Consider the following 23652-nt stretch of genomic DNA (forward strand, 5'->3'; position numbering starts at 1 on the left):
GTGATTCACCGGTAGAGTCACCCACTGCTGTTTTACAGGAAATGGACCTATGACGGATTTTACGCAGGGTCGGCTGGGTCCCGGCCATACAGGGGGAACCGTGCGCTCGGCAAATCCACTAAAATCTGACGCAAATTAAAGCAGCCGACCATTGTTCAAGGCAGGGGTATCACCCGTATGTTTTTCTGCTCAATACGGGACAGTTCGGGTAATTGATGGCTTTCAAATAAGCGGTCGTACTGACCGACAGACAGGGTGTCATTCGGGTTGCCCCGATAGTTAATATAGTCCTGAAAGCGAATGCCCCCCACGATTTGGGGATTGATGGCCTTCCGAAAACGGGGTCCTCCTTCGCTATAAGCCAGGTAATCCATCGTATGCGTTTGCTGGTTGAACCAGTAGAAAAATGTATCCTGATAATGAGATCCGCCGCCTTCCGCCTGAAATCGGACTCTTACTTTATGATATTGCTGCCCCTCAATACGGCTTTCGCCCGCGTAATCCGCCAATACTGCCGGATCACTGAGCTTTTTGGGCAGCAGCACAAAATAAGCAATTGAATTCACGGCTTGGCTGTATCGACTCGTCTGCGCGGAATCCAATACCTGGCGCTGTCCGTTTTGAGTCCGGGCCAGGCCGTCGTTGGTCAGCACTTCTTCGATCAGTACTCCGGTCGAATCCCGGTAGGTTCGCTGGTAGCGGAAACGCCCGTTCTGTTGATCCAGCACCAAATGAAACTTCCGGAAATCAAACTCAATTCGTTTGTTGTCATAAGCGGCGCCACCATGCGCCTGAATGGCTTTGGCTATAATTATCCGCGCCTGATCTTTAGGCTGGCAACCGGCTACAATACTCAGGGTAAGGCACAGGATTCGGACCAAATGCTTCATTTGACGATACTAAAAAAGTCATAAATTACAGAAACCCTCCCTTTTATCTTCATCAATGAATACTACCGGTTTACAATAGATCATGAATAGTCATAATCAACCAGACAGGTAAGCAGAAGGCCCAGCCTGTTTTGGCAACAAGTCATTTTCTGCCCAGTTGCAAGCGGCTAATCCACGCATTCAAGTCGCCTGTTTCTTTCGCTACGGTTTTATTGTATGCTTGCTCCCTATGACTTCCTGGAAAGTGACTGGGCCAAACTAACGCTAAAAATTTATTTGCGGAATACCCGTTGGCTTACCCAAGGCTCTTCCCAAAAATTCTGTAATAATTTGTGGGCAATCTTGCAAGTAAATAGCAGCCGACCCGAATAGCTTTGTGGTAGTTAAAATTGTTTAAGCGTCAGGAGCCAGTAGGTTAAGCGCAAAGCATGAAAACACCGAACCTAACAACAGCAACTAGGGAAACAGCAATCGCTGTTCGGGGTATGGTATGTGCTCGTTGCATTGAAGTGGTACGCCGGGAACTCGAAAGGTTAGGGTTGGATGTAACGGAGGTGCGGCTGGGGCAGGTGCAGGTGCGCGGCCATGTTTCCACAGACCAGATGGCGCAGGTTAAAGCCGCCCTCGAAAAACAAGGTTTTTCGTTAGTGGCGGATGCGAAGGCGACGCTCGTGCAGCGTATCAAGGCTTTTATCGAGCAAACCTTAAACCGCAATGATCTGGGTGAACAAAAAATAAAATTCTCGGAGCTTCTCCCTGCAGAGTTACATACGAATTATGATGCCCTGAGTGCTTTATTTTCTGCCAGCGAAAATCAAACGCTGGAGCGCTACATTATCGATCGACGCTTGGAAAAAGTAAAAGAATTGCTGGTTTATACCGATCTGCCCTTGCATGAGATTGCTTACCAGACGGGGTTCAGCAGCGTCGCCCATCTGTCCAACCAATTTAAACGGTTGACGGGCTTATCCCCGACTTACTTTCGCCACATTCGCCACCAAAAACAAACGCTCCAGAAGGCCACGACCTAATCAATTTTACAAGCAAAGTAGGTAATTATGTAATGTTTTCGGCACCGGAGAGGGCGATCTTTGCTTTTAGAAATTCAGCCAAACGATTATGAGGAATACAGAGAATTCCACGCTGGAAAAGCCAAGTCGGTCCGGTGCAACGACAATTCGTCAGACATTTCCGGTGCTGGAGATGACCTGCGCAGCCTGCGCCGTTAGTGTCGAGTCTATGCTTTCTAATACGCCGGGAGTGGCAAGCGCGGCCGTTAACTACGCCAACCAATCGGCAACGGTCGAATATGATTCGAAGGCCATTACCCCGCAACAGATGCAGCAGGTGCTGCAATCCATCGGCTATGATCTGGTGGTTGAGGCAGAAGACCCTCAACAAGTGCAGCAGGAAGCCCAGCAACGCCATTACGAACAGGTTAAAAAACGCACCATCTGGGCGGGGATCCTGTCCTTACCGGTAGTCCTGATCGGTATGTTTTTTATGGAAGGTTCCGAGCGGGCGGTGCCGTACGGCAATTACCTCATGATGGGGTTGTCCGCTCCGGTCGTATTTTGGTTAGGCCGGTCGTATTTTACCAATGCCTGGAAGCAGGCACGACACGGTAAGGCCAATATGGATACGCTGGTGGCCCTGTCAACGGGTATTGCCTTTCTGTTCAGTGCCTTCAATACGCTCTATCCTGATTTTTGGCACCGGCGAGGCCTGCATCCCCATGTGTACTTTGAAGCGGCGGCGGTGGTCATTGCGTTTATTTCGCTGGGCAAGCTCCTGGAGGAGCGCGCCAAGTCGAACACCTCCTCGGCACTGAAGAAATTAATGGGCCTGCAGCCCAAAACGGTTCGGATCGTTGAGGATGACACCGAGCGCGAAGTGCCCATTGCCTCCGTCAAAGTTGGTCAGCTACTTATTGTGCGACCGGGCGAGAAAATTCCGGTGGACGGCGTAGTCGAGTCCGGCCAATCCTACGTCGACGAGAGCATGATTTCGGGTGAGCCGATACCAGTCGAAAAGCAGGCTGGTGAGCGGGTGTTCGCCGGTACCATCAATCAAAAAGGGGCATTCCGCTTCAGCGCTGAAAAAGTAGGGGGCGACACCATTCTGGCTCAGATTATCCGCATGGTGCAGGAGGCCCAGGGCAGTAAAGCTCCGGTGCAGAGGCTGGTGGACAAAATTGCCGGCATTTTCGTGCCTATTGTCATCAGTATTGCTATCCTGACGTTTGCCGCCTGGATGTTGTTTGGAGGAGATGATGCCTTTACCCATGCCCTGCTCACGTCGGTGACGGTATTGGTGATTGCCTGCCCCTGTGCGTTGGGCCTGGCTACGCCCACAGCCATTATGGTCGGGGTAGGCAAAGGAGCCGACAACAATATTCTCATCAAAGACGCAGAAAGTCTGGAATTAGGTCATCAGGTCAACGCCGTAATATTGGATAAGACAGGGACCATTACGGAGGGTAAACCAACCGTAACCGATCTCCAATGGCAGGTAAATCAGGCGGAAACGCCTGAATTGGCCGCTGTGCTGTACGCTCTGGAAGCCCAGTCCGAGCACCCCCTGGCTGAAGCGGTCGTCAATTGGCTAAAACAAGCTGGCGTTAAGGGCGCAGCGCTTACCAATTTTGAGAGCCTGACAGGCCGGGGTGTAGCGGGACGCTATCAGGACACGGATTACCTGGTAGGTAATGCCCGGCTGCTGAATGAGCGTGGTCTGCGGTTAGGCCCAGCCCTTGAAAAACAGGTAACTCGCTGGCAAGCCGAAGCCAAAACGGTCGTCTTTTTTGCCGGAGAAAATCGCCTTCTGGCCAGTATGGCCATTGCCGATCCGGTCAAACAAACCTCCAGGGAAGCCATTCATACGCTGAAAAAGCGGGGTATTGCCGTGTACATGATGACGGGCGATAATGAACAGACGGCCCAGGCCGTGGCTAAAGCGGTAGGGGTGAACGACTACCGGGCGGAGGCTCTACCGGCGGACAAAGCGGCTTTTGTGCAGGAACTGCAGGCTCAGGGTAAAGTAGTAGCTATGATTGGGGATGGAATCAATGACTCCCAGGCGCTGGCCCAGGCGGACGTCAGTATTGCGATGGGGCGCGGCTCAGACATTGCCATGGACGTGGCTAAAATGACGCTTATTACCTCAGACCTCAACAGCGTTCCCAAAGCGCTGCAACTGTCCCGGAAGACCGTGCAGGCGATTCGGCAGAATCTATTTTGGGCTTTCATTTATAACCTGATCGGCATACCAATCGCGGCTGGCCTGCTGTATCCCATCAACGGGTTCCTGTTGAATCCCATGATTGCCGGGGCAGCCATGGCATTGAGTTCGGTCTCGGTGGTCAGTAATAGTCTTCGATTAAAGGCGATTAAGCTTTAAGGTCCTCGCCAAAAGTTTTGTAAGCCTGCCATGAAATCTTACAAGCCGTTCGGTTAGCTAACCGAACGGCTTTTTAGTTTCTAGTAAAAAAGGTTATGAAACAGATCTGCTTTATCCTATTCATGTGTTGGTGGCCGCTTACCCCAGCGTTAGCCCAACATGAACAGCATACCAGACAGCCTCAGAAGAATCCCTCCTCCACCCGAACGGCTGACAAATCGGTCTTCTCCCCCATTCATACAACCTTACCCGTATCTCGTCCGCAAGCTGCGGCCAAAGTAAAACTTACTGGTCGCCGGGTGGAGTATGATCTGGTAATTGACGAAAAACAGGTGAACATCACCGGTAAGCCTACGAAAGGGATGGTCATCAACGGGACTATCCCCGGACCAACGTTAACCTTTACAGAAGGCGACATCGCCGTGATTCGGGTTCACAACAAAATGAACGTCGAAACGTCTCTCCACTGGCATGGCATTTTACTACCTAATCAGATGGATGGCGTATCGTATCTGAATACCCCTCCCATTGAGGCCGGCAAGTCCCTGACGTTCGAGTTTCCCCTCGTCCAATCCGGCACCTACTGGTTTCACTCCCACACCCGTTATCAGGAACAAATTGGCGTGTATGGCTCCCTGGTTATTAAACCGCAGCAATCAACCGTCAAAGTGGATCATGAACTGGTGCTGGTACTGTCGGATTGGACGGACGAGAACCCTTCCTATATTCTCAAGAACCTGAAGCGCCGTCGCGATTGGTATGCCATTAAAAAAGGAAACATGCAAAGCCTGAACCGCATCATTGCCCACAAAGCCGTCGGGGCTTACCTGCGGCAGTCGATGATGCGAATGCCGCCCATGGATATTTCCGACGTCTATTACCCACGCTTTCTGATTAACGGAAAAGATACTAGTTACCACCAGAATTTTACAGCCGGGGAAACCATCCGGCTCCGGGTGATCAACGCCAGTGCTTCCACTTATTTTCATTTGAACTATGCCGGCGGCACGATGAAACTGATTGCCACCGATGGCGTTGATGTCCAGCCTATCGAGGTGGATCGTCGGCTCATTGCCATTGCGGAAACCTACGACTTCTTGATTACCATCCCCAAAGGTGGAGCGTTTGAGGTGCGGGCCAGCGCGCAGGATGGAACGGGTTATGCCTCCTCCTTTTTGGGAAAAGGACCCAAGCAGTATGCGCCGACCATTCCACGTCCAGACTTGTTTGCGCTAACTAAATCCATGAGTAGCATGACTCACCAGGGTATGGGTCACCAGATGGGGCAAATGGACATGAACCACTCCGATACGACATCAACAGGAGCCGGCCAGATGAATACGGAAATGGACCATTCGGGGCATACGATGGGGACTCAAAAAGCACGCCAAACGGGAACAAAGGCCCAAAAGGCCGATCCAAAAAAATCTGCCACCAGTAAGGACATGTCGACGATGGATCATGCCAGTATGGGCCATACCAGCCCTCAGCCGGAGCGTAAACAACCGAACCAACCGAGTAAGTCGGCCCAGGGAACCGCCACGCCAGCGGTGGACCACTCAGCGCATACGATGAGCCCAACGACCGGTCGTGCCAATGACAAAACTACACCGGCCGCAGGTCATCAAGGGCATACGATGGACAAGAATGCGCTGCCCAAGAACAACAAGAAAAACCCCAAAGAGAAGGCAGACCCTACTGGGATGGCCAAAACCCCCCATCAGATGGGCCAGAACAATCCAGGTGCTGACGGCACCAACGGAATGGGGAGTATGATGGACCCCCTGAATACAATCGATTATAGTGTGTTACGTTCTCCGGAACCCATTCGCTTTCCGGCCGACCGTCCCGTTCGGGAAATCCCGCTGACCTTAACCGGAAATATGTACCGGTATATTTGGGGTATTAATGGACAGCCCCTGTCGCGGGCCGATAAAATCATGATCCGGCGGGGGGAGATAACCCGCATCCGCATGATTAACAACACCATGATGCTGCATCCCTTTCACCTGCATGGTCATTACTTTAGGGTACTGAACGGGCAGGGGGAGTACTCCCCCCTAAAACATACGGTGAACGTGTCGCCGATGGAGTCGGTGACCATTGAGTTCCTGGCCGATGATGAGAAGGACTGGTTCTTCCACTGTCACCTGTTGTACCATATGATGACAGGCATGGCCCGGGTGGTGAGTTACGGAGATCCGCTGGACCCTTCCATCGCCAGTATTCAAAAGCTGCACATGCGGGATATGCGGGATAACCAGATTTTTGCGTGGGGCTTTGCTCAACCCGGCTATCCCAGTAATTACTGGAACCTGACGTTTACCAACAACAAGAATGCATTTATCATTGAGGGCGATGCGGACTGGAAGGGAAATTTTGAGTTGGATGCCGATTACGAACGCTACCTGGGCGACTGGTTTCGGGTTTTTGCCGGCGTCGATGCTGGTAATGAACTGTTTCTGCGGCGCTCCCGCACCAGCGACGAGGCAGGGTTGGACCCGGGAGGCCGCCGGATAATACGGGCGGTGGCGGGTATTCGGTATGTACTCCCTTTTATGATCGAATCAGAAGTAAAGGTGGACGCCCGGGGAAATGTACGCCTGCAACTGGAAGGGCAGCAGGCCTTATTTCCTCGTTTAGCGCTTGACTATACAGCACAGTGGCTTATTGGAGGGTACACCCGGCTGCATGCCGGTCTGCAGTATACGATAACAAAAAATCTCCATATCCATGCTGATTACGATAGCCGCTATATGGGGGCTACGGGCCGGTTTGGGGGAGGATTGGGTTATAGTTTCTAGGGATATTAGCCGCTTAAGAATCGGTCTAAAAAACATGGTTTAACTAAATAAAAACACAATGAGGAAAATCCATCTGATGATGCTTCTGTCGCTTGGCTTGATGGGAACCGGTTGCGATAGTAATCAGAAGTCTCAGGAAACAACTACCACGGTAGAGAGTAAGCAAGAACCCGGTTCTTTAGCGGCAGGTGAAACCTTCACCTGCCCTATGCATCCTGAAGTGATGAGTGATAACTTTGGCCATTGCCCTAAATGTGGCATGAATCTGGAAAAACAGAAAATGACGGCGGAGCAGGTGAAAATGAAGCAGGAAGGAACATTCGTCAAATCCAGGGAGGAACAACAATAAAGCGGAGGTACAAGAAAGAAGCCCCCCGGCTCATTGAGCGGGAGGGCTTCTTCGTTCATTATTCATTTCAACGAGCAGCGACACGATTCTGCAGGCTTTTCAGGTCTTCAATATCTTTAGTCTGGTCCTTTATAATCTTGTTAGCCAGTGCTTTCATTTTATCCGTTTTGCCTTCTTTCAGAAACGCTCGGGCCATATCAATACCCTGCTGATGGTGCTGAATCATCATAAGGGCATAATCTTTATCGATATTGCTCGTCATGCTATGCTTTTTGCCGTTATGCATCATCTGCATGGCAGACTGACCGAATTTTGAGGCGGATGCGGTGGGTTTGTGCGTGTTTAAAAATTGGGTGAGTTCGGTAATTTCCTTCTGGTTGGCCGCTTTTATCTTAGCCGCCTTGTCTTTCACGGCTTGACTTTTACCCTGTTTGATTTCAAGGTTGGACATTTCCACGGCAGATTGATGATGCATCTTCATCATGGAAGCAAAATCATGATCCGGGTCACCGGTCATCTTCATGTTCATCATTTGGTCCATACCCGCTTGCATGGAATGCATCATTGCATCACTACTCTTCATGGTACTATGGCCGGCGTGTTCGCTCTGGCTATAGGTTGTTAAAGAAAAGGCCATTCCTAAAGCTAGAAGGCTTATCTTAACTGGCATATTTTTCATACGTTGATAATAATTTATTGTGTAGTGAATTAACATCGGGATGGAAGGATAGTTTTTGTAAGATTACCCTGTGAGTTTTACAAAATTTTTAACGTATGAAAAAAGTATCAGCTTAATATTTGACATAAGGAATAGCTTAAGTAACCTTAAGACTAGGTTTACGCTATTTCTCCCACCCTACTTATTGCCTGAAAATAGCGACTGCGGTAGAACTACCCTGAGGTGTTCTGGCCACGGTGCTATATCAACCTATACTATTTGTCGGCGGTCATTAAAGGCAATTTAGAGTTTGCGCGCTGGTTGGAGGTATGCACCTACCTTAGCAAACAGGATACAATTGCCCTACGGCTCCACAGGAGATAAACGCTTTAGTAAGTTATTGGGTTAAGTATTGTCTTGGTCCTTCTCTGTAGGAACTATAGGTAGGGTTAAATACAGATATATTTGCTGTGGGGCACATTGTTCTTCATTTTCTTACTCCGGGTTTGGTCGCCCTGCTTTTTTTCAGAAAGCGGTGGTTGAAGGTTTGGATGATCATGGGAGCAACAATGCTGGTGGATCTGGACCATCTATTAGCTACCCCCATCTTTGATCCCAACCGATGTAGCATTGGTTTTCATCCACTACACTCCTATTTGGCTATTGGTGTTTATGTTCTGCTACTTTTTGCACCTAAACTACGGATAATAAGCCTGGGGTTGGTTATTCATATGGCTCTTGATTACCTGGATTGTTTGCTGTAAATCCGGACCATTTTTCAGAAGAAATCTGAAATTATTTTTGCTACAGAGTCGTTCCAAAAGGTCAATGCAAGATAGTAGCCAACACTCCGCTATCCGACTCCCAAACACAAATGGCCCCCTGAGGCAGCGCGGCAACGCGGGGGAAAGCACCCGTACCAATAGCGACCGGCATCCGCTGTTTGGGGGTTATACCCCATATTTTACCGTCAGCCTGCCAGATCACATAATCTCCCAGCGTATTGCTGGCCACCGTGATGTTTTTCCCTCCCTTCGCCAGTTCCTGTTCTGGTTTACCCGGCTCGGCTTTGTAGATTCGGTTCTCCCGTCGCCAGGCCGTTACCACATGACCTGGTTTTGCTACGGATACGCCCCCGCCATCCATGGGACAGCCATCGAGTTTCCAAGAACCTAGTCCCAGCTTTTGGGGCTGGTCAAAGCGTTGTCCTCCATCCGAAGAGGTGAGTAAATAGATATCTCTGTTACCCGCCAGCGCGTTGCGAAAGGTAATGTATACATGTTTTCCCGCGATGGCTATCGCAGGACTACAGCATGGACAAATAGATCCGTCGGGTGACTCATAGAGGACCTGATTCGCCGACCAGGTCTTACCACCGTCCAGAGACCTAGCACCAACAACTTTATTCTGGGCGTTGCCCCGCAGATCATTCCATACGGCGTAAAACAAGTTGCCGGGTCCTGGTGCAAGGCTGACAAAGCCTTCCTTGGCCACATCCGGTTGATCGGATACCCTAATCCGTTTGGTCCATTGGCCGGACTTTTTATCCTTTACATACGCGAAAATATTACCTGCCTGATTAAGGGCCAGAATCAGAGCCACCCGGTGGTTGGAAGCTACCTGAGGCCGGCGCCCGGCTACCAGAAATAGGTTTGGTAGTGTATCGACCACTTCCGCTGGCGCATACGTCTGACCATTATCATGGGACTGTGTATAGTAAATAAGGTTTCCAAGGCCATACACCACGTCTACGTCTCCGTTTGCGTTCGTACTGACGACGGGATGACGGCCCTTCGCCGATAAGATCGTAAGGGATGGTTCTTCCCGCTGAGTCGTCAGCCACAAGTACAGACTAGTTAGGAAATAAATCAGCATAGCCTATTTCGTTTGGTAGTTCTTTACCCCGAAAAGAATGCAGAATGGCAAGCATACTTATTCTGCTTTCCCTTCGGGGTTATGGCCCCTATTCATCCTACTCAGGAGGAAGGCAGCGATTACCAATGCACCGGGAAAACACATTGCCCATACCTGTTTGCCACGTGAAAAACAGCAGAAGGACCTTAACCGACTAGATCTGTCTATGAATCCAATCAGTAAACAGAAAACGTGGATTTGTATTACGCCCTGCGGCACTGTTGACAGGCACTGAATGGTAGACAAGCTTTCACGAACAGTACATTTGTCCCGTTTGTTTGTCCCTGACGGTTAAGGTAGGAGGGATGAGGAAAATCATCTTGTTTTCTGATGATAATCAGTCACCTACATAAAGCGATGGCTCACGGGCTACTTACCTTTGTGATGATAACTTTTTTAGAAAACCAGCACGTATGGGCCGCTTACGCAACTGATGTTTTCGGAAAAGTCTTGTTCTAATCACTAACAATCAATCCTCAGTATGAGAACTGTTCGTAACGTACTCGCCTTATTCCTTATTCTCGTCGCTTTGCCTACGCTGCTATCGGCCCAGTCTGCAAACTACAAGCAGCCCTTTCGTATCGACCAAAGCGGAGTAATTAAAGATGCCACTGGCTTAACCATGGGTTCTGTTTCCAAAGACCAGATTATCAAAAACCATGAAGGCGAGAAAATTGCTTTTATTGACAACCAGGGCAACTTAATTGATGCAAAAACCAACAAGAAGCTGGGCCGCATTGGTAAAGATGGAAAGACCTATTACAATGCCAATGGCCAGGTTGAATTAATGGTCAAAGAGAATAGTAACACCTGCGACATTCTGGACACTAATGGAAAGAAAATTGGGAATGTCCACGCCAGCCTGAAAGGTTCAGCCTGTGCCCTTGCGTGTTTCCAGGAAAAACACATTGCCGCGAAGAAATGAATCGTTCCTTAGCCTCCGTGCAGTATTTTGGGTATTACACTGTCCTAATGGGAAGCACACTCTTGTTTATACCGGGTGTGCTTCCCTTTTTTCTGGGGCCGGGGGTGGATACCAATATCTGGACCCGGCTACTGGGCTTTGTGCTCATCTGTTCCGGCTATTATTACATTCAATCTTCCCGGAAAGGTTTCCTTGACTTTGCCCGTTGGACGGTGCATACTCGCCTGGCTGCCAGTCTGGTAACCTTGGTGTTGGTCCTTTTCGAATTGGGATCCTGGCAATTTTTGCTGTTCGGCCTGGTGGATACCTCAGCTGGCTTGGTTACCGCCTATTTTCTGAGGCAGGAAACGTATTCAATGCGGGGAAAAGAAACGCATCGGATGTAATTTGCGCGTCATCGACTCTTAAATGGACGCCAACGTTCCTACCCTTATTCGGCCGGCCTTGCACAATTACCTTGACCAGGTACACCAGCAATTGCCAGGGTTACTGCATGGATTTCACTTAGAAGGCTCTGTTGCCTTAGGGGACTTTAACGAACGCTTCAGCGATATTGATTTTATGGCGCTGCTGACGCGTCAAGCTACTTCACCTGAAATTAGAACCCTCCGCCAAATTCACCGTCAGGTTGAGCAGACATATCCATTCCCCCTGTCCGGTAGGTATTTCCCTGTGACTGATTTAACCCAATGGAAAGAGCCATTGGTAGAGCCATTGGTATCCCAATTACATTTCCACGACGGGGTACTACAGCCCCTAATCCGACCCTTTGATCCGCATTCGGTCGAAGGATGGCTGCTCAAGTACCACGGCATCACCTTGCTGGGGCCTGAAATTCGGATATTCCCCTTTTCGGTAAATTGGGCTATCGTGGTTGAGCGGATGCGAGAGAACCTAAATACGTATTGGAAAGGTTGGACCAGACACCCATACCGGCTCATGGTCATGCTATCGGATTGGGGTATTCAATGGACCGTATTGGGGTGCTGCGGCAGTTTTATTCCTTGCGGGAACACTCCATAACAACGAAAGTGAAAGCCGGTGTGTATGGCCTTACCTGCCTTCCGCCACGCTGGCACCCGCTGATTGAAGAAGCCATCGCTATCCGGGAAAAGGGACGCCCATCCTTATTGCCTATCCGTCCAGGCCGAATGTATAAGGCCGTGGGTTTCTCCGCTTTATTATTCAAAAATGTAACGAAGAGTTCCCCGGCCTCCAGGGCAGCACGCAGTCAGTGTTGGTGTGAGGTGTTGGCCCCTCGGCGCAGGATGAATTCACTATTGAGCAGGTATGCGCCGGATTTGATTATTTGTTCACCCGCTTCTATTCCAGACCGGATTTCAACTTCGCCTGCATTCTCCAGGCCTGTTTCCACCCGGCGTCGCTCCAGCACACCCTTGCCGGTATCGACCCAGACCATTACCATACCGGCCGTGGTAATCAGGGCGGATTTAGGAATCACCAGCGCTGTTTTCTGTTTGCCGGCGATTTGGACATTCGCCATCATTCCTGGCTTTATCCGGCCGGAGGGATTAGTTATCTGAATGCGTACCAGGCTTACCTTTTGATTTGGCTCCAGTGAAGGATTGTGGTAAACAAATTTTCCAGTAAAAACCTCGCCAGAGAACTCCTCAAAGCTTACCTGTGCGGAAAAAACATTCCGGATGGCCGGAATGTCCTGCGCATAGACGATGGTTTCGACCCATACCGTGTTCAGATCGGCCAGTCGAAGCACTGGGCTTCCCGCCTGCACATACTCCCCTTCTTTCACGTATAGATCAGACACGTAACCGCCAAAAGGGCTGAAATACGGTACCCAGGCCGGGACCTTCCGTTCAAGACGTATTCGGTTAATTTCAGTGTCACTTAAGCCCAATACGATCAACTTTCGCCGGGCACTTTCAGTAAGTGATTTGGCCAGGTCAGTGTACCGGATGGTATCGGCAGCATTGAGCGCGGCTACGTAGCTGGCCATATCACTCATGAGCGATTCGCTATAGATGCCGTAGACTACCTGCCCTTTTTCAATGTAGGTACCGGGGCTGCGGAAAAACAATTTTTCGATGCGACCAGGGACGCGAGCGGTCAGCTCCTGCACCGTTCGTTCATTCAAGGCAACGGTACCGGTAAACTGGCGGTTGGTACTAATGGGTTTAACCTGGGCTACCTGCGTTCGAATGTTGGCGACAGTCCGTAGCTGATCCTCCAGATAGAGTGTATCTGGAATGGGCAGACCATGGCCGGCATGTTCATCGGCTGTCGGCGCTTGGTGTTGATGCTCCCCGGTTAACAAGCTATTCCGGCTGTCGCAGGCGGTTAACAGCGCAAAAAGAACGTATATCGAAATCAGCGGTTTCATAGCTATTGAGGTAGCGAGATTAAACTTTCACTATCGGTCAGGTAGCCGGCATCCAGCGCAATTTCATCACCGGCCGAGAGCCCTTTCTTCACTTCAATCTGGTCGCCGGATCGGTGGCCTGTCACCACCTGGCGGGCTTCAAACTGCTTCTTGCCGCCCGCTGCTTTGCCTTTCACCACCCACACTACTTGCCGGTTACCTAAATCATAAACGCTGGAGACGGGTATCCAATGCTGACCCGTAGCAACCGACCGGATTTGACCCGTGAGCAGCGAGTTTACCTTGAGCTTACCGTCTGCGTTGCGGAGATAGGTCCGGACACTAACCGATTTCTGACCCGCCTGGTAGACCGGCTCGACGTATCGAATCTGGGTGTGAATGAGCTTGTCCGGCGCAAGCTCACTGGTCAGTGTGACGGGCTGGTTAACCTGAATCTGGTGCTGTTTGGGTGCTGGCGACAGTATGCCCCAAACGGTTTGAAGGTCGTTGATGCTAAAAAGCGTTTCACCGGCATTGACATAACTACCTTCTCTGAGCCTACCTGCCGGCTTAGCGTAAACCGGGGTGCTTGAATTCTGATTGACGCTGCCCATGTCGCCAGACATGCTCTCCTGGCTATTGGCTGCCGCGGGCATGACCGGCCCAGCCTGCTTCTGAGTGTCGTCCCAGATTACGTAGCCGGTATAAGGACTGTAAACCGAAAGGGTTAGGACCGGACGATCAGCCTCCCCTATATGCCTGATCTGGTTGGCAGACAAACCTAACAGGCTTAGTTTTTTTCGGCTGATTTCCAGCAGCGTGGAGTCAGCACCGGCCCCAAGCAGGTACTTGTATTCATCCTGATAGGTACTTAGTTCCGGGCTGTAGAGATCCAGCAACTTCTCGCCTTTGCGCACAAACTGAAAGGCGTAGCGCACGTACAGTTTTTCAATGCGTCCGCCCACGCGAATGGCTACGTTACGGCTTCGACGCGGGTCGATAGCTATATAACCCGTCAGGTTCAGCGGTGTCGCTTCTCCAATGCCGGCTACGGTTATGGTTTTCTGGCTCGACAGCACCAGCCGGTTGGGCGAGTCTGTAACCTCCGCCAGCCCCAATGAATCAGGCGCCTTGGTATGGCCGGCAGGCTGTGAAGGCGCCTGATGCCCTAAATGTTCAGCAGGTTCGGAATGCAGCTTCGAGGTGTCGTCTCCGGCACGGCACTGCCAGCAGGCGACGGCGACGACTAGTACCAGTCCTAAACGCCAGCTGGCTACACTGATCCGGTTAGGGTTGCTCTGTTTCATAATCCATACCGGCTTGTACTAAAAGAACCGACAACTGCTTGTCGAGGTAGGTCAGCCGCTTCATCAGCAACATATCCCAGGCATCCAGCAGCACGAACAGGCTGCCTGTATTCTGCCGGTAAGCTATCAGACTGGCATCAAAGTTTTTCTGGTAAGCCGGCAGGATCTCCGACTGATAGGCCTGCAACTGAGCGTTTTCGTAGTGGAGCATGGCTATTTTTTCGGCCAGCATTTGTTGGGCCATCAGCACCATCGTTTCCTTTTCCCGCTGCATAGCACTGATATCGAATTGCATCGATTTAACATCAGCCTTAAACATTGGCGACGACCAGGGAGCCAGTGGCAGGGTAATCATCCCCATCACAGAGACTTGATTCGGCATACTCAGCATCTGCATGTGCTCGACCCGAACCCCGAAGTCTGGCTTGCGGGAGGAGGCCATTACCTGCCGGCTCAGTTCCATGCTTTGGATAGTATGGCTCATCGCCAGTACATCACTACGGCGGTCAATTAATAATGGCTGAGGGGTGAACGAGGAAGTTGGTAGTACCAACAAGGTATCAATTTGAAAGGCAGTCTGGGGTGGCCGGTTCATCAGCGTATTGAGGCCGATGGTAGCCTGGACAACCGCTGATTCCTGCATCAGTTGCATGGTTTTCAATTCGCTCAGCTTCGCTTCAACCTTGAAGACCTGGCTCAGGTCGGTCTGGTTGTAGCGGTAGTTCTGGCGGGCTGTACTGAGCAGTAGCCGCAGCGACTGCTCGCTCTCAGCCAGTATCCGCACTTTTCGTTCGGCTACATACCGCTGAAAGTAGTAAGTCTTTGTCTGCATCCGTAGCTCATTTTTCGTCCACGAAGCTTTAGCTCGTTCGATTTGTGTCAGCGAGAGCAGATAATCCCGCTTCAGGGTTCGCTTTACCGGATTGGTAATCATCTGCTCGGCGGTAACCATCACACCAGCCTGGTTCATGGGCAAATCCATTTCCTTCAGAACGGCGGTCCGGTACGGAAATCGGTTCAGCCCCACTGATATCTGCGGAGCCATGAGGCTACGGGCACCCTCCGCCTTGCCCTGCAATGCCTGGATATTGTCCTCATATTGCTGAATCCTAGGATACGACTCCTCAACCACTGCCAACACCTGCTGAAGGCTTAACGAAGATGAGGGTTGACCCACTACGATCCGGGACGTACTCACGACTAAGCCAAAGCAGAATAGCCATCGGCTTAGCTTCTTAATTGTGTATGTAGGTGATGTTTTCATTCGGCTTCAACGACTTGTAGATCAGCTTGGCGATACTTTCTAAATTCCCATTCCTTTACCAGCGCACAGATGACCGGCAGGACAATGAGCGCGTATAGGGTTGAGGAGACCAGTCCGAATACGTAGGGCAATGTCAGTGGAATCATCACATCGCTGCCGGGTCCGGTAGAGGCCAGCACCGGGTATAGCCCCAGCATATCGACGGTTACGGTCATCAATACCGGTCGAATCCGCAGGACGGCTCCGCCGAAGATGGCGTCTTCGATATCGGCCGGGCTGATAGGTTCTTTATTGTGCTTTTTGCGGCTGACCATCTCGTCTACCGAGCCATTCATGTAGGTCAGTATCAGTACCCCTGTTTCCATGGCTACCCCAAACAGGGCAATCAGCCCCACTATTACCGAGACAGAAATATTGACTCCATAGACATGCAGGGAGAGAATACCGCCAATTAGCGCTATGGGCATGCCACTGAGCACAATCAAAACGTCCCGCACGGATCGGAAGGTGAAGTACAAGACAAAGGCAATGATGAGTAGAACTAACGGAAGGATGATTTTCAGCTTGTTCTGGGCGCTGACCTGGTGTTCATACTGACCACTCCATTCGATAAAATACCCGGCAGGCAGCTTTTTGAAGTGCTGCTCCAGCCGCTGTTTAGCGTCGCTGACCACACTACCCATATCCCTTCCCCGGGCATTGAACAGAACGGTACCGCGCAACAAGGCGTTTTCGGAGGTAATCATCGGCGGCCCCTCCTTGATGGCAATATCCACGACCGCCGACAACGGAATGGTGCCGTACTGCTCGGTTTGCACCGGAATGCGTTTAAGATCCGACAAATCCCGGCGGAAGTCCTGCGCCAGACGCAGGTTTACGCTGAACCGCTCGCGACCCTCTACGGTGTTGGTCAGGGTCATACCCCCCAGTGCCGTTTCGATAATCATGGTCACATCCTCGACATCCAGCCCGTACCGACCCAGTTCGCTGCGTTTGATCTTCAGCTCGATGTACTTGCCACCGGTCAGTTCCTCCACGTACAAATCGGCCAAACCGTTGATGCCGCGCAGAGACGTTGCGATCTCGCGGGAGAGTGCATAGATGCTGTCGAGGTTATTGCCGTAAACCTTAATGCCGACATCGGTGCGGATACCCGTCGAGAGCATGTTGATGCGGTTGATGATAGGCATGGTCCAACCAACTGTCACGCCAGGGATGCGCACCTTCTCGTTCATCTCCGCAATAAGCTGCTGGGTGGTCATGCCCGCTCGCCACTCGGAGCGGGGTTTTAGCACGATAAACGTCTCAATCATACTGAGCGGGGCATTGTCGGTGGCGGTGCTGGCCCGACCCGCTTTGCCCAGTACATTTTCGACTTCGGGAAAGCTCTTCAGGATTTTGTCCTGCACCTGCAGGATACGCTTGGCTTCGGTGTAGGAAATATCCGGCAGCGTCACGGGCATCATCAGCAGCGAGCCCTCGTCGAGGGGAGGCATAAACTCCGTACCGGTTCGGAGGACGAGTGGAAGGCTCAGGGCCACCAGCAGCAGGATGACAGCCAGCGTTATTCTTTTCCAGCGCAGGCAAAAGCGGACTACGGGACCGAAGACGACGATAAAGAAACGGGATACTGGGTTGCGGCTTTCGGGTACCAGCCGGCCCCGAATAAAGACCCGCATCGCCATCGGCAGAATAAACAGGGTTACAATGGCCGAACCAATCAAGCAGAAGGTCTTGGTCAGCACCAGAGGTGTAAACAGTTTTTTCTCCTGTCCGGACAGAAACAGCAGCGGAGCAAAGGAGATGAGCGTTATCAGTATGGAAAAGAACACGGCCCGTCCAATGGTTTGGGCGGAGCTTTCCAGAGACGCAATGCGCTGCTCTTCCGGTAGTTCACGGGTATGACCGATGCGGAGCTTTTTCATCAGGCGTCTGGTTGTTGGTCATCGATGTGTAACACCTGATTGGTAAGCTGACGGTAGCCGTTTTCGGCCATAACAATGCCCGAATCCACCAGGTCACCAACGGCCAGGGCTACCCCACCGAGCGACATCAGGTTGGAGGTGACCCCAAAAGTCTTCATCAAAATAAAGCCAATCAGAATCGACAAGGGAATGTTGATAATGGCCACCAGGCCGCTGCCGAAGTGGAACAGGAAGATCAGCACGACGATGGACACCATAATGACCTCTTCGGAAATGGATTCCTTCAGCGTATCAATGGCACCGTTGATGAGCTCGCTGCGGTCGTAGGCAACATTAAAGGTTACGCCCGGTGGTAGCCCTTTCTGGACCTGGGCAAGTTTAGTCTTCACCCGCTCAATGACATCTTTGGCATTTTCACCGTAGCGCATCACCACAATGCCACCCACAACTTCGCCTTCACCGTTTTCATCGGTGATGCCCAGCCGGAGTTCACCGCCCATCTGAATCGTAGCGACCTGCTGGAGGGTAATAGGGATGGAATTATAGGTACCCACCGGAATATTCTTCACATCCTCCAGGCTTTTGATATAGCCAAGGCCCTTAATGAGGTAGCCGGTGTCATTCATTTCAAAAAGACTTCCGCCCACATCGCGGTTGTTGCGGCTGACGGCACTGAGCACCTTCATTAATGGAATGTTGTAATAGACCAGCTTATTGGGGTTGATGACTACCTGGTATTGCTTTTGAAAGCCGCCGAAGGAGGCGACCTCGCTGACACCCGCTACGTTCTGCAGGGCAAACTTGACGTACCAGTCCTGAATGGCCCGAAGTTCACCCAGATTGTAGTCGGTACCCTGTAAGGTATACCAATACACGTGACCTACGCCAGTGCCGTCGGGGCCAATGGTAGGCGTAATGCCTGGCGGTAGCAACTTTTGGGCGTAACTGAGCCGCTCCAGTACGCGGGAGCGTGCCCAATAGATGTCGACATCATCCTGGAAGATGACAAAGACGAAACTCATGCCAAACATGGACGAGGCCCGCACCGACTTTATCCTGGGAATACCCTGTAGGTTCGCCACGAGTGGATAGGTGATCTGGTCCTCCATAATCTGGGGATTGCGGCCCATCCACTCAGTGTAGATAATGACCTGGTTTTCGGACAGATCGGGAATTGCATCAACGGGAGTGGTATAAATTGAATACAAGCCGGCAAACACAATCAGAGCAATACCGATGCTGACGAAAAAGCGGTTGTGAACCGACCAGGAAATTATTTTTTCAATCATAGGGGAGTAGCTTTCAACGTAGGGTGCAGCGTCGGCCCCCTTCCACAAAGCTATTCTGCCTGGTGAGTACTACCTATGACGGTTGGCAGGTCCTGGCCTGATACAAGTCAGTAGTTGTTTAGTCCTTAATGGATTAGAGTATGTAATTAATAAGTAAGTTCGTGAAAGGTAGAATTGAGCTTCTAACCCCTGGTTGAATTTCTCACGCAATGCTTTTTTAAGGAGAATACTAACCGAGTTGATGTTTGATAGTAGAAAATGAAACCACCCCCTCCCCTACTCCACCCACATAGCTTGATGTAGGCGCGGTTTAATGCCAGAATTATCCGATGCAGAGTGTTGCATGGGTAAAGTACTAGATAGATCCATGTACCAGTTTAACGTTGAGGCATCAAGCCTTTCCAGTTCGTAACGCCATAATACGTAGATACAAGTAGTGTAATGCGGTTTAATACGGTGGAGAAACTTCACCACTAAATGTCAGTAATCGGCTCGGATAAGTTGCTAATGAGTGGGCTTTACCTGTAGATAGTGTTGTCGGTTACGTTCAACTGCCAAAGTACGGCATTAGCCGCTCGCTCATTCAGAGCCGGAGCCGCTGCAGCACGTCAACAATGCTGATCATCTGCTCCGGTTTCCAAAGATCAGGCCGTTTTTTGCGTTTGTAGAAAAGATCGTAAGGGATGGCTGCCTGTTCCAAAACAAGGCCAATATTCTTGGTTTGCCACAGGCGTTGATTTAGTAACTCCTGCGCCTGCTGAAAGGCCGATAGGGCTTTTCGGTCTTCCTCACTGCCAAGGGTGTTGATAAGCCGCTCGACATCTTCGGTCGTTAACGGCCGGTGGCCCATGCGCTTGAGGTAGGCGGAACCGGCACTTCCGGACAACAGCTCGTCCGAGGCTGATCGTGCCAGAACATTAGCCTTTTTCTGAAGGGTAAGGTATTTTTGGGCAACGTTTAGTATTTGCCCGTAATTGACTCCCTGGTCGGCCATACAGTGTTTAGCGTGTGCTTTTGATGGAGTCAATATTACGGATTTTGCATCCATTTTCTTTCAATTTTTGTAAAAGGAAGATAACAGGGTCAGTAAACAGAGGCTGGATACTTCAGCGTTGGAAAGGGGACGAAAGTCCCACAGCGCATCTACATCCAACAGGCTGTTGATTTCCCGCAGGGAACTGGCCAGGGCCGGTGTGTCAAGAGCCTCGGCCGGCAGGGCATTACTACGTTGCCATACCTAACGATTCTGGAGCCGGCGGGCGCAGGTTGTTTCGTGGTATATCTGCCACCAGGCTTTCACCAGAACGCGCAGGTGCATCGCTGGCCGCCGGCTAAAGACAACGGGTACATGGCCAAACGCCCAGCGCCTGGCCAGCTCCACCTCCACGGAGTTGAAAAGGATTTCAATTTGCAGCGGCTCTTTCATCGCGTTTAGATTTCTACCAGGATGGGCTTATTAACCGGCCGGTACTGCTCGTTGAGTAAAGCCGCATTCACGTAACTGGTCTTCACGTTTTTCCCGGACGTACAGCCATACCCGTTATGAATATGCCCAAATACGTGAAGCATTGGGTTAAGCAGGTTTACCCGGTCGAGTAAATCCCTACAGCCAACGTTGCCCCCCGTACGGATGGACCCACCCCACCCTATCACCTCATCAAGGATACCAAATGGCGGGGTATGCGTTATCAGCACGTCCGTGTTCTGGGGAATCATATCCCAAAGTGCCTGCGCCGGCTCTCCCCGCCGGTACATGAAGTGCCAGTTCATAAACTCGGGCGAATAGCTGGAACCGTAGAAATTCACCCCGTCGATGGTGATGCTTTCGTGGTGCAGGTACCAGATGTTGTACCTGGCCAGCAAGTCGCGCAAGGTTGCCAGATACGAGGCTTCTACCTCCAGAATGCGATCATGATTGCCACCTACAAAGACTTTGTGTGGAATGTGGTTAAACGCCTTTAGCCAGGTAAGAAAGTCTTTCAGGTTGAGAAAACTACCTTCGGCGGTGATGTCGCCGGCATGGACGAGCACGTCCGCGTCAATCGACTGAATCTGGTCCGTGAAATGGCGGTGCTGTCCATGAGTGTCACTAATGCAAAGTATTTTCATGATAGTAGGATGGGTATTTATTACTTTATTCGTCTGTTCGATTTTTAATTTTAAAGAACTCCTCCTCCTCCTCAACGACTTACAATATGGCCCGGTACCGGCCTAGTGTGAGCTTGGTTACCGTAGCCATATCTACGCCCATGGTAACGACTCCCCCTTTCGGGTTCGCATTGGCTGATACCAGGTGTGTCGAACAACTGATGTCCAGATTACGCTGGATCATCTCGGCCATTACCTCAAAGTCTGTTGTCTTGTTAGCTCCCATTGTGGTGTTTGTAAAATCTTTTGGTTAATAAAATAATTGCAATTGCTCGGTTAGACCCACCGCCTTCGGAGCCCGTACCTGGTTCAACCATTCCTCCTTCTCAACGATTGTATGCCACAGAGCAAAGAATGGCTCCAATTCTGGCCGTAGCAGGTACTTCACCACGTCAGGATATAAGAGCAGGGTTGTGTCTAATCGTGCGGCTACGTGCCGGATTGCGGCCTCTATGCACTCGTCTTTGGTTGCATAGTGAGGATGGCTTGCCCGGATGTTATGATCCTGGTCATGGTAGAGGTAACCCCTCGGGTCGTGACTGGGTAAAAGGCCTACCGTGTGGCACCAGCCGTTTCGGCTGCCGCAGTCGGTCACATGGCCAAACCAGATGTTACAGCCAAAACGCCACCCGGCTGGGAAGTGCCGGCCATAATGCCAGGCGTGGCGACCGGTAAGCCGGGGCGGCCCGGCATCTTCCCAATAGCCATAGTAAATCGCGAAGACAAAGGTGACCGGCACATTGCTACGGGGTCGCCCGGCGATGGACACCAACACCGTCGGATTATCACAAAGCGGGTCGTTGCTGGCTATCCAGCTATACTTCGTCTTCTTCATGGCTCAGACGAAAAGTTCGGCTTGGGCAGCCTCACCCGGCATGGTTGCGGCCGACATGGTTGACGGATCGAATACTCCGCGCTGCGTATAGAGGCTGAACTGAATCAGCTCCGAAATGCCGCAGGTCAAATCACCTTCGGTATATGCCTTGTGGTAGTAGGTTTGCAGCGGCCGACAGCGCGGAAACTTGCCGTTAGCCCGGTGAACACTCGTTTCAAGGTGCTTCTTAAATTCCTCCGGATTCTCCACCGTGATGCACTCCAGTGAGCGAAGCTGCTTTTGCAGGTACTCCTGAAGCCGGTTCTTAGGGTGATGGTAATTGGTAATTTTGGCGAAATACATGGCTGGAAAAGTTTAGTGAATAGGTTGTTTAAACTGTGTATTTACGAAGCCATTTCGGCCTTCCAGGAGGACGGAACAAAGCCGCTGCGCTGAATGCCCTTCAGCAGACTTTGGTACTTCTTACGACCGCCTTCTATGCAGCCACGAGTTGCGGATGCCTCAAAATAGAACACCTCATAAGGGGCTTTCTTCTGGACGCCCAGCAGCACAAACCGGCTGGCCTCCGGCAGGCCGTCGAGGTAAAAGGCTGCCTGTCGGTCGTAAGCAAATTCGTTACAGGCATCCAGAAATTCCCCGTAGCTTTTAGCACTGGTGGTCTTCACATCGACAATCAGTTCGGTAGCGGCTACCCAAATGTCGGTTTGGCATTTACAGGGCAGGTCCGTCTGCGGATCGTCCCAATGCCAGACCTGTTCAACCTGACCAGCTTCGAGAACCTTGCTGGCAAAGCGGTTTTGGCGTACCGAATCCCGCATGGCGTACAGGTGCTTTCGGGTGGCCTGTGGAATGGCCTGCGGCTCGCTGCCTTCCAGCAGCAGGGAATGAAATAAGGTTCCAAATACCTGCGCGGCCTGAAACGACTTCTCAGGCTTAGTCGAAAAAAGCTGATTGCGGTACTCAGTCAGATCGGAGTTGGCGTATCGGGGTAAGCTGCGGTAATCCATAAGGAGTGAAGAATAAGGCAGGTCAGCCAGTCCCTGACCTGCCAGATGATTAGAAGGAAAGGATGGCAAAGAAGGGTTGCGTGTGAATGTTGCCCAGCCAGCGTACCTGGTCGCGCACCTGCTCAAGCGTTGTCTGCGGCTCAATGGTTTCGCCCTCCTCATCCGATCCGGCCAGCAGGGCAATACCATGAATGGGCTGACCATAGCTGCCGAAGGAGAAAGCGGGTAGTTGCGGGTCAGCGTACAGGGCATCATCATCCACAATCAGGGCATCGCCGTTATCCTGCCGGGCACAGAAGTCGATGCAGCGGCAATCAATAATGCGGTAGAGGTCTTCCAGCTTGGCCGGGGTGTCGATGACCTCGATGGTCTGCGTAGTCGGATCAATTTTTACCAATCGCATGCTTAATACGGTTTAAGGGAGAAAATAACAGCCCGGTCGGGCGCGACCCGGACTTTTACCCGCCGGGCCAATCGGGCGGTCCGCCGAAGCGGCACTCACTCAATGCATTTTCCGGCAGACCGGACAGAGTAGACGGGCCTTCTTGCGATTCTTCAGCTTGCGTTCAAGGTCTTTGCCTCCTGCCCATTCGCGCACAA

General features: G+C 51.3%; 24 protein-coding genes. 8 read left to right on the forward strand and 16 right to left on the reverse strand.

The window, feature by feature from the left end; all coding sequences use genetic code 11:
- Positions 1-155: 155 nt before the first annotated feature.
- Positions 156-890 (reverse strand): DUF6503 family protein, encoded by a 735-nt coding sequence (locus tag ABD949_RS22855; RefSeq protein WP_345247331.1) that lies wholly within the window; start codon positions 888-890, stop codon positions 156-158.
- A 428-nt stretch (positions 891-1318) separates the two neighbouring features.
- Between ABD949_RS22855 and ABD949_RS22860 the strand changes: the two genes are divergently transcribed.
- The 4 genes from ABD949_RS22860 (at position 1319) to ABD949_RS22875 (ending at position 7442) form a co-directional block, all read left to right on the forward strand.
- Positions 1319-1921, forward strand: a complete 603-nt coding sequence (locus ABD949_RS22860; protein ID WP_345247333.1) for an AraC family transcriptional regulator — start codon at positions 1319-1321, stop codon at positions 1919-1921.
- Positions 1922-2093: 172 nt separating this feature from the next.
- Complete coding sequence (locus ABD949_RS22865) at positions 2094-4289, forward strand: heavy metal translocating P-type ATPase (protein WP_486348250.1); 2196 nt, start codon at positions 2094-2096, stop codon at positions 4287-4289.
- Between the two features lie 95 nt (positions 4290-4384).
- Positions 4385-7093, forward strand: coding sequence for a multicopper oxidase domain-containing protein (locus tag ABD949_RS22870; protein ID WP_345247335.1), 2709 nt, complete (start codon positions 4385-4387; stop codon positions 7091-7093).
- A 58-nt stretch (positions 7094-7151) separates the two neighbouring features.
- Positions 7152-7442: a heavy metal-binding domain-containing protein gene (locus ABD949_RS22875; RefSeq protein ID WP_345247336.1), complete on the forward strand. Its 291-nt coding sequence runs from the start codon at positions 7152-7154 to the stop codon at positions 7440-7442.
- Between the two features lie 67 nt (positions 7443-7509).
- On the opposite strand, the gene ABD949_RS22880 is transcribed toward ABD949_RS22875, so the two are convergent.
- Positions 7510-8121, reverse strand: coding sequence for a DUF305 domain-containing protein (locus tag ABD949_RS22880; protein ID WP_345247337.1), 612 nt, complete (start codon positions 8119-8121; stop codon positions 7510-7512).
- A gap of 449 nt (positions 8122-8570) precedes the next feature.
- Between ABD949_RS22880 and ABD949_RS22885 the strand changes: the two genes are divergently transcribed.
- A complete protein-coding gene (locus ABD949_RS22885) occupies positions 8571-8864 on the forward strand; it encodes a DUF6122 family protein (protein WP_345247338.1) in 294 nt (97 codons plus the stop codon).
- 61 nt (positions 8865-8925) lie between these two features.
- Here the strand turns inward: ABD949_RS22885 and ABD949_RS22890 are convergent, their stop codons facing one another.
- Entirely contained in the window at positions 8926-9975 is a 1050-nt protein-coding gene (locus ABD949_RS22890) for a sialidase family protein (protein ID WP_345247339.1), read from the reverse strand.
- A 520-nt stretch (positions 9976-10495) separates the two neighbouring features.
- On the opposite strand from ABD949_RS22890, the gene ABD949_RS22895 reads away from it, so the two are divergent.
- Genes ABD949_RS22895 through ABD949_RS22905 form a run of 3 tightly spaced genes read left to right on the forward strand, consistent with a single transcriptional unit; the run spans position 10496 to position 11962 of the window.
- Positions 10496-10939: a 5-fold beta-flower protein gene (locus ABD949_RS22895; protein ID WP_345247340.1), complete on the forward strand. Its 444-nt coding sequence runs from the start codon at positions 10496-10498 to the stop codon at positions 10937-10939.
- A complete protein-coding gene (locus ABD949_RS22900) occupies positions 10936-11325 on the forward strand; it encodes a hypothetical protein (protein WP_345247341.1) in 390 nt (129 codons plus the stop codon). Before ABD949_RS22895 ends, ABD949_RS22900 begins: the two co-directional genes overlap by 4 nt.
- A 22-nt stretch (positions 11326-11347) precedes the next feature.
- Entirely contained in the window at positions 11348-11962 is a 615-nt protein-coding gene (locus tag ABD949_RS22905) for a hypothetical protein (protein ID WP_345247342.1), read from the forward strand.
- Between the two features lie 208 nt (positions 11963-12170).
- On the opposite strand, the gene ABD949_RS22910 is transcribed toward ABD949_RS22905, so the two are convergent.
- The 13 genes from ABD949_RS22910 to ABD949_RS22970 all read right to left on the reverse strand — a co-directional run bounded on the left by ABD949_RS22910 (position 12171) and on the right by ABD949_RS22970 (position 23455).
- Positions 12171-13298 carry an efflux RND transporter periplasmic adaptor subunit gene (locus ABD949_RS22910; protein WP_345247343.1) on the reverse strand — a complete coding sequence of 376 codons (1128 nt, stop codon included), beginning with the start codon at positions 13296-13298 and terminating at the stop codon, positions 12171-12173.
- Between the two features lie 2 nt (positions 13299-13300).
- Positions 13301-14584, reverse strand: coding sequence for a permuted SH3 domain-containing protein (locus ABD949_RS22915; RefSeq protein WP_345247344.1), 1284 nt, complete (start codon positions 14582-14584; stop codon positions 13301-13303).
- Positions 14565-15848, reverse strand: coding sequence for a TolC family protein (locus ABD949_RS22920; protein ID WP_345247345.1), 1284 nt, complete (start codon positions 15846-15848; stop codon positions 14565-14567). The genes ABD949_RS22915 and ABD949_RS22920 overlap by 20 nt, the downstream gene beginning before the upstream one ends.
- Positions 15845-17773, reverse strand: coding sequence for an efflux RND transporter permease subunit (locus tag ABD949_RS22925; RefSeq protein WP_345247347.1), 1929 nt, complete (start codon positions 17771-17773; stop codon positions 15845-15847). The genes ABD949_RS22920 and ABD949_RS22925 overlap by 4 nt, the downstream gene beginning before the upstream one ends.
- Positions 17773-19062, reverse strand: a complete 1290-nt coding sequence (locus ABD949_RS22930; RefSeq protein WP_345247349.1) for an efflux RND transporter permease subunit — start codon at positions 19060-19062, stop codon at positions 17773-17775. The genes ABD949_RS22925 and ABD949_RS22930 overlap by 1 nt, the downstream gene beginning before the upstream one ends.
- 583 nt (positions 19063-19645) lie before the next feature.
- Positions 19646-20056, reverse strand: a complete 411-nt coding sequence (locus ABD949_RS22935; protein WP_345247352.1) for a hypothetical protein — start codon at positions 20054-20056, stop codon at positions 19646-19648.
- Positions 20057-20299: 243 nt separating this feature from the next.
- A complete protein-coding gene (locus tag ABD949_RS22940) occupies positions 20300-20488 on the reverse strand; it encodes a hypothetical protein (RefSeq protein WP_345247354.1) in 189 nt (62 codons plus the stop codon).
- 5 nt (positions 20489-20493) lie between these two features.
- The gene (locus tag ABD949_RS22945) at positions 20494-21171 is read right to left on the reverse strand and encodes a metallophosphoesterase family protein (protein ID WP_345247356.1); all 678 of its coding nucleotides are present in this window, start codon (positions 21169-21171) and stop codon (positions 20494-20496) included.
- Between the two features lie 79 nt (positions 21172-21250).
- Complete coding sequence (locus tag ABD949_RS22950; RefSeq protein WP_345247358.1) at positions 21251-21436, reverse strand: hypothetical protein; 186 nt, start codon at positions 21434-21436, stop codon at positions 21251-21253.
- A gap of 24 nt (positions 21437-21460) precedes the next feature.
- On the reverse strand, positions 21461-22045 hold the full coding sequence (locus ABD949_RS22955; protein ID WP_345247360.1) for a hypothetical protein: 585 nt from the start codon (positions 22043-22045) through the stop codon (positions 21461-21463).
- A 3-nt stretch (positions 22046-22048) separates the two neighbouring features.
- The gene (locus ABD949_RS22960; RefSeq protein WP_345247362.1) at positions 22049-22387 is read right to left on the reverse strand and encodes a hypothetical protein; all 339 of its coding nucleotides are present in this window, start codon (positions 22385-22387) and stop codon (positions 22049-22051) included.
- A gap of 41 nt (positions 22388-22428) precedes the next feature.
- Positions 22429-23121 (reverse strand): PD-(D/E)XK nuclease-like domain-containing protein, encoded by a 693-nt coding sequence (locus tag ABD949_RS22965; RefSeq protein WP_345247364.1) that lies wholly within the window; start codon positions 23119-23121, stop codon positions 22429-22431.
- Positions 23102-23455, reverse strand: coding sequence for a DUF3846 domain-containing protein (locus ABD949_RS22970; RefSeq protein ID WP_345247366.1), 354 nt, complete (start codon positions 23453-23455; stop codon positions 23102-23104). The genes ABD949_RS22965 and ABD949_RS22970 overlap by 20 nt, the downstream gene beginning before the upstream one ends.
- Positions 23456-23652 lie beyond the last annotated feature (197 nt).

The organism is Nibrella saemangeumensis, from assembly GCF_039541915.1.
Lineage (GTDB): Bacteria > Bacteroidota > Bacteroidia > Cytophagales > Spirosomataceae > Nibrella > Nibrella saemangeumensis.

Bases quoted from the DNA above. Each gene is read 5' to 3' on its own strand.
- ABD949_RS22855 (WP_345247331.1), bottom strand. From the start codon at position 890: ATGAAGCATTTGGTCCGAATCCTGTGCCTTACCCTGAGTATTGTAGCC.
- ABD949_RS22860 (WP_345247333.1), top strand. From the start codon at position 1,319: ATGAAAACACCGAACCTAACAACAGCAACTAGGGAAACAGCAATCGCT.
- ABD949_RS22865 (WP_486348250.1), top strand. From the start codon at position 2,094: ATGACCTGCGCAGCCTGCGCCGTTAGTGTCGAGTCTATGCTTTCTAAT.
- ABD949_RS22870 (WP_345247335.1), top strand. From the start codon at position 4,385: ATGAAACAGATCTGCTTTATCCTATTCATGTGTTGGTGGCCGCTTACC.
- ABD949_RS22875 (WP_345247336.1), top strand. From the start codon at position 7,152: ATGAGGAAAATCCATCTGATGATGCTTCTGTCGCTTGGCTTGATGGGA.
- ABD949_RS22880 (WP_345247337.1), bottom strand. From the start codon at position 8,121: ATGAAAAATATGCCAGTTAAGATAAGCCTTCTAGCTTTAGGAATGGCC.
- ABD949_RS22890 (WP_345247339.1), bottom strand. From the start codon at position 9,975: ATGCTGATTTATTTCCTAACTAGTCTGTACTTGTGGCTGACGACTCAG.
- ABD949_RS22895 (WP_345247340.1), top strand. From the start codon at position 10,496: ATGAGAACTGTTCGTAACGTACTCGCCTTATTCCTTATTCTCGTCGCT.
- ABD949_RS22900 (WP_345247341.1), top strand. From the start codon at position 10,936: ATGAATCGTTCCTTAGCCTCCGTGCAGTATTTTGGGTATTACACTGTC.
- ABD949_RS22905 (WP_345247342.1), top strand. From the start codon at position 11,348: ATGGACGCCAACGTTCCTACCCTTATTCGGCCGGCCTTGCACAATTAC.
- ABD949_RS22910 (WP_345247343.1), bottom strand. From the start codon at position 13,298: ATGAAACCGCTGATTTCGATATACGTTCTTTTTGCGCTGTTAACCGCC.
- ABD949_RS22915 (WP_345247344.1), bottom strand. From the start codon at position 14,584: ATGAAACAGAGCAACCCTAACCGGATCAGTGTAGCCAGCTGGCGTTTA.
- ABD949_RS22920 (WP_345247345.1), bottom strand. From the start codon at position 15,848: ATGAAAACATCACCTACATACACAATTAAGAAGCTAAGCCGATGGCTA.
- ABD949_RS22925 (WP_345247347.1), bottom strand. From the start codon at position 17,773: ATGAAAAAGCTCCGCATCGGTCATACCCGTGAACTACCGGAAGAGCAG.
- ABD949_RS22930 (WP_345247349.1), bottom strand. From the start codon at position 19,062: ATGATTGAAAAAATAATTTCCTGGTCGGTTCACAACCGCTTTTTCGTC.
- ABD949_RS22935 (WP_345247352.1), bottom strand. From the start codon at position 20,056: ATGGCCGACCAGGGAGTCAATTACGGGCAAATACTAAACGTTGCCCAA.
- ABD949_RS22940 (WP_345247354.1), bottom strand. From the start codon at position 20,488: ATGAAAGAGCCGCTGCAAATTGAAATCCTTTTCAACTCCGTGGAGGTG.
- ABD949_RS22945 (WP_345247356.1), bottom strand. From the start codon at position 21,171: ATGAAAATACTTTGCATTAGTGACACTCATGGACAGCACCGCCATTTC.
- ABD949_RS22950 (WP_345247358.1), bottom strand. From the start codon at position 21,436: ATGGGAGCTAACAAGACAACAGACTTTGAGGTAATGGCCGAGATGATC.
- ABD949_RS22955 (WP_345247360.1), bottom strand. From the start codon at position 22,045: ATGAAGAAGACGAAGTATAGCTGGATAGCCAGCAACGACCCGCTTTGT.
- ABD949_RS22960 (WP_345247362.1), bottom strand. From the start codon at position 22,387: ATGTATTTCGCCAAAATTACCAATTACCATCACCCTAAGAACCGGCTT.
- ABD949_RS22970 (WP_345247366.1), bottom strand. From the start codon at position 23,455: ATGCGATTGGTAAAAATTGATCCGACTACGCAGACCATCGAGGTCATC.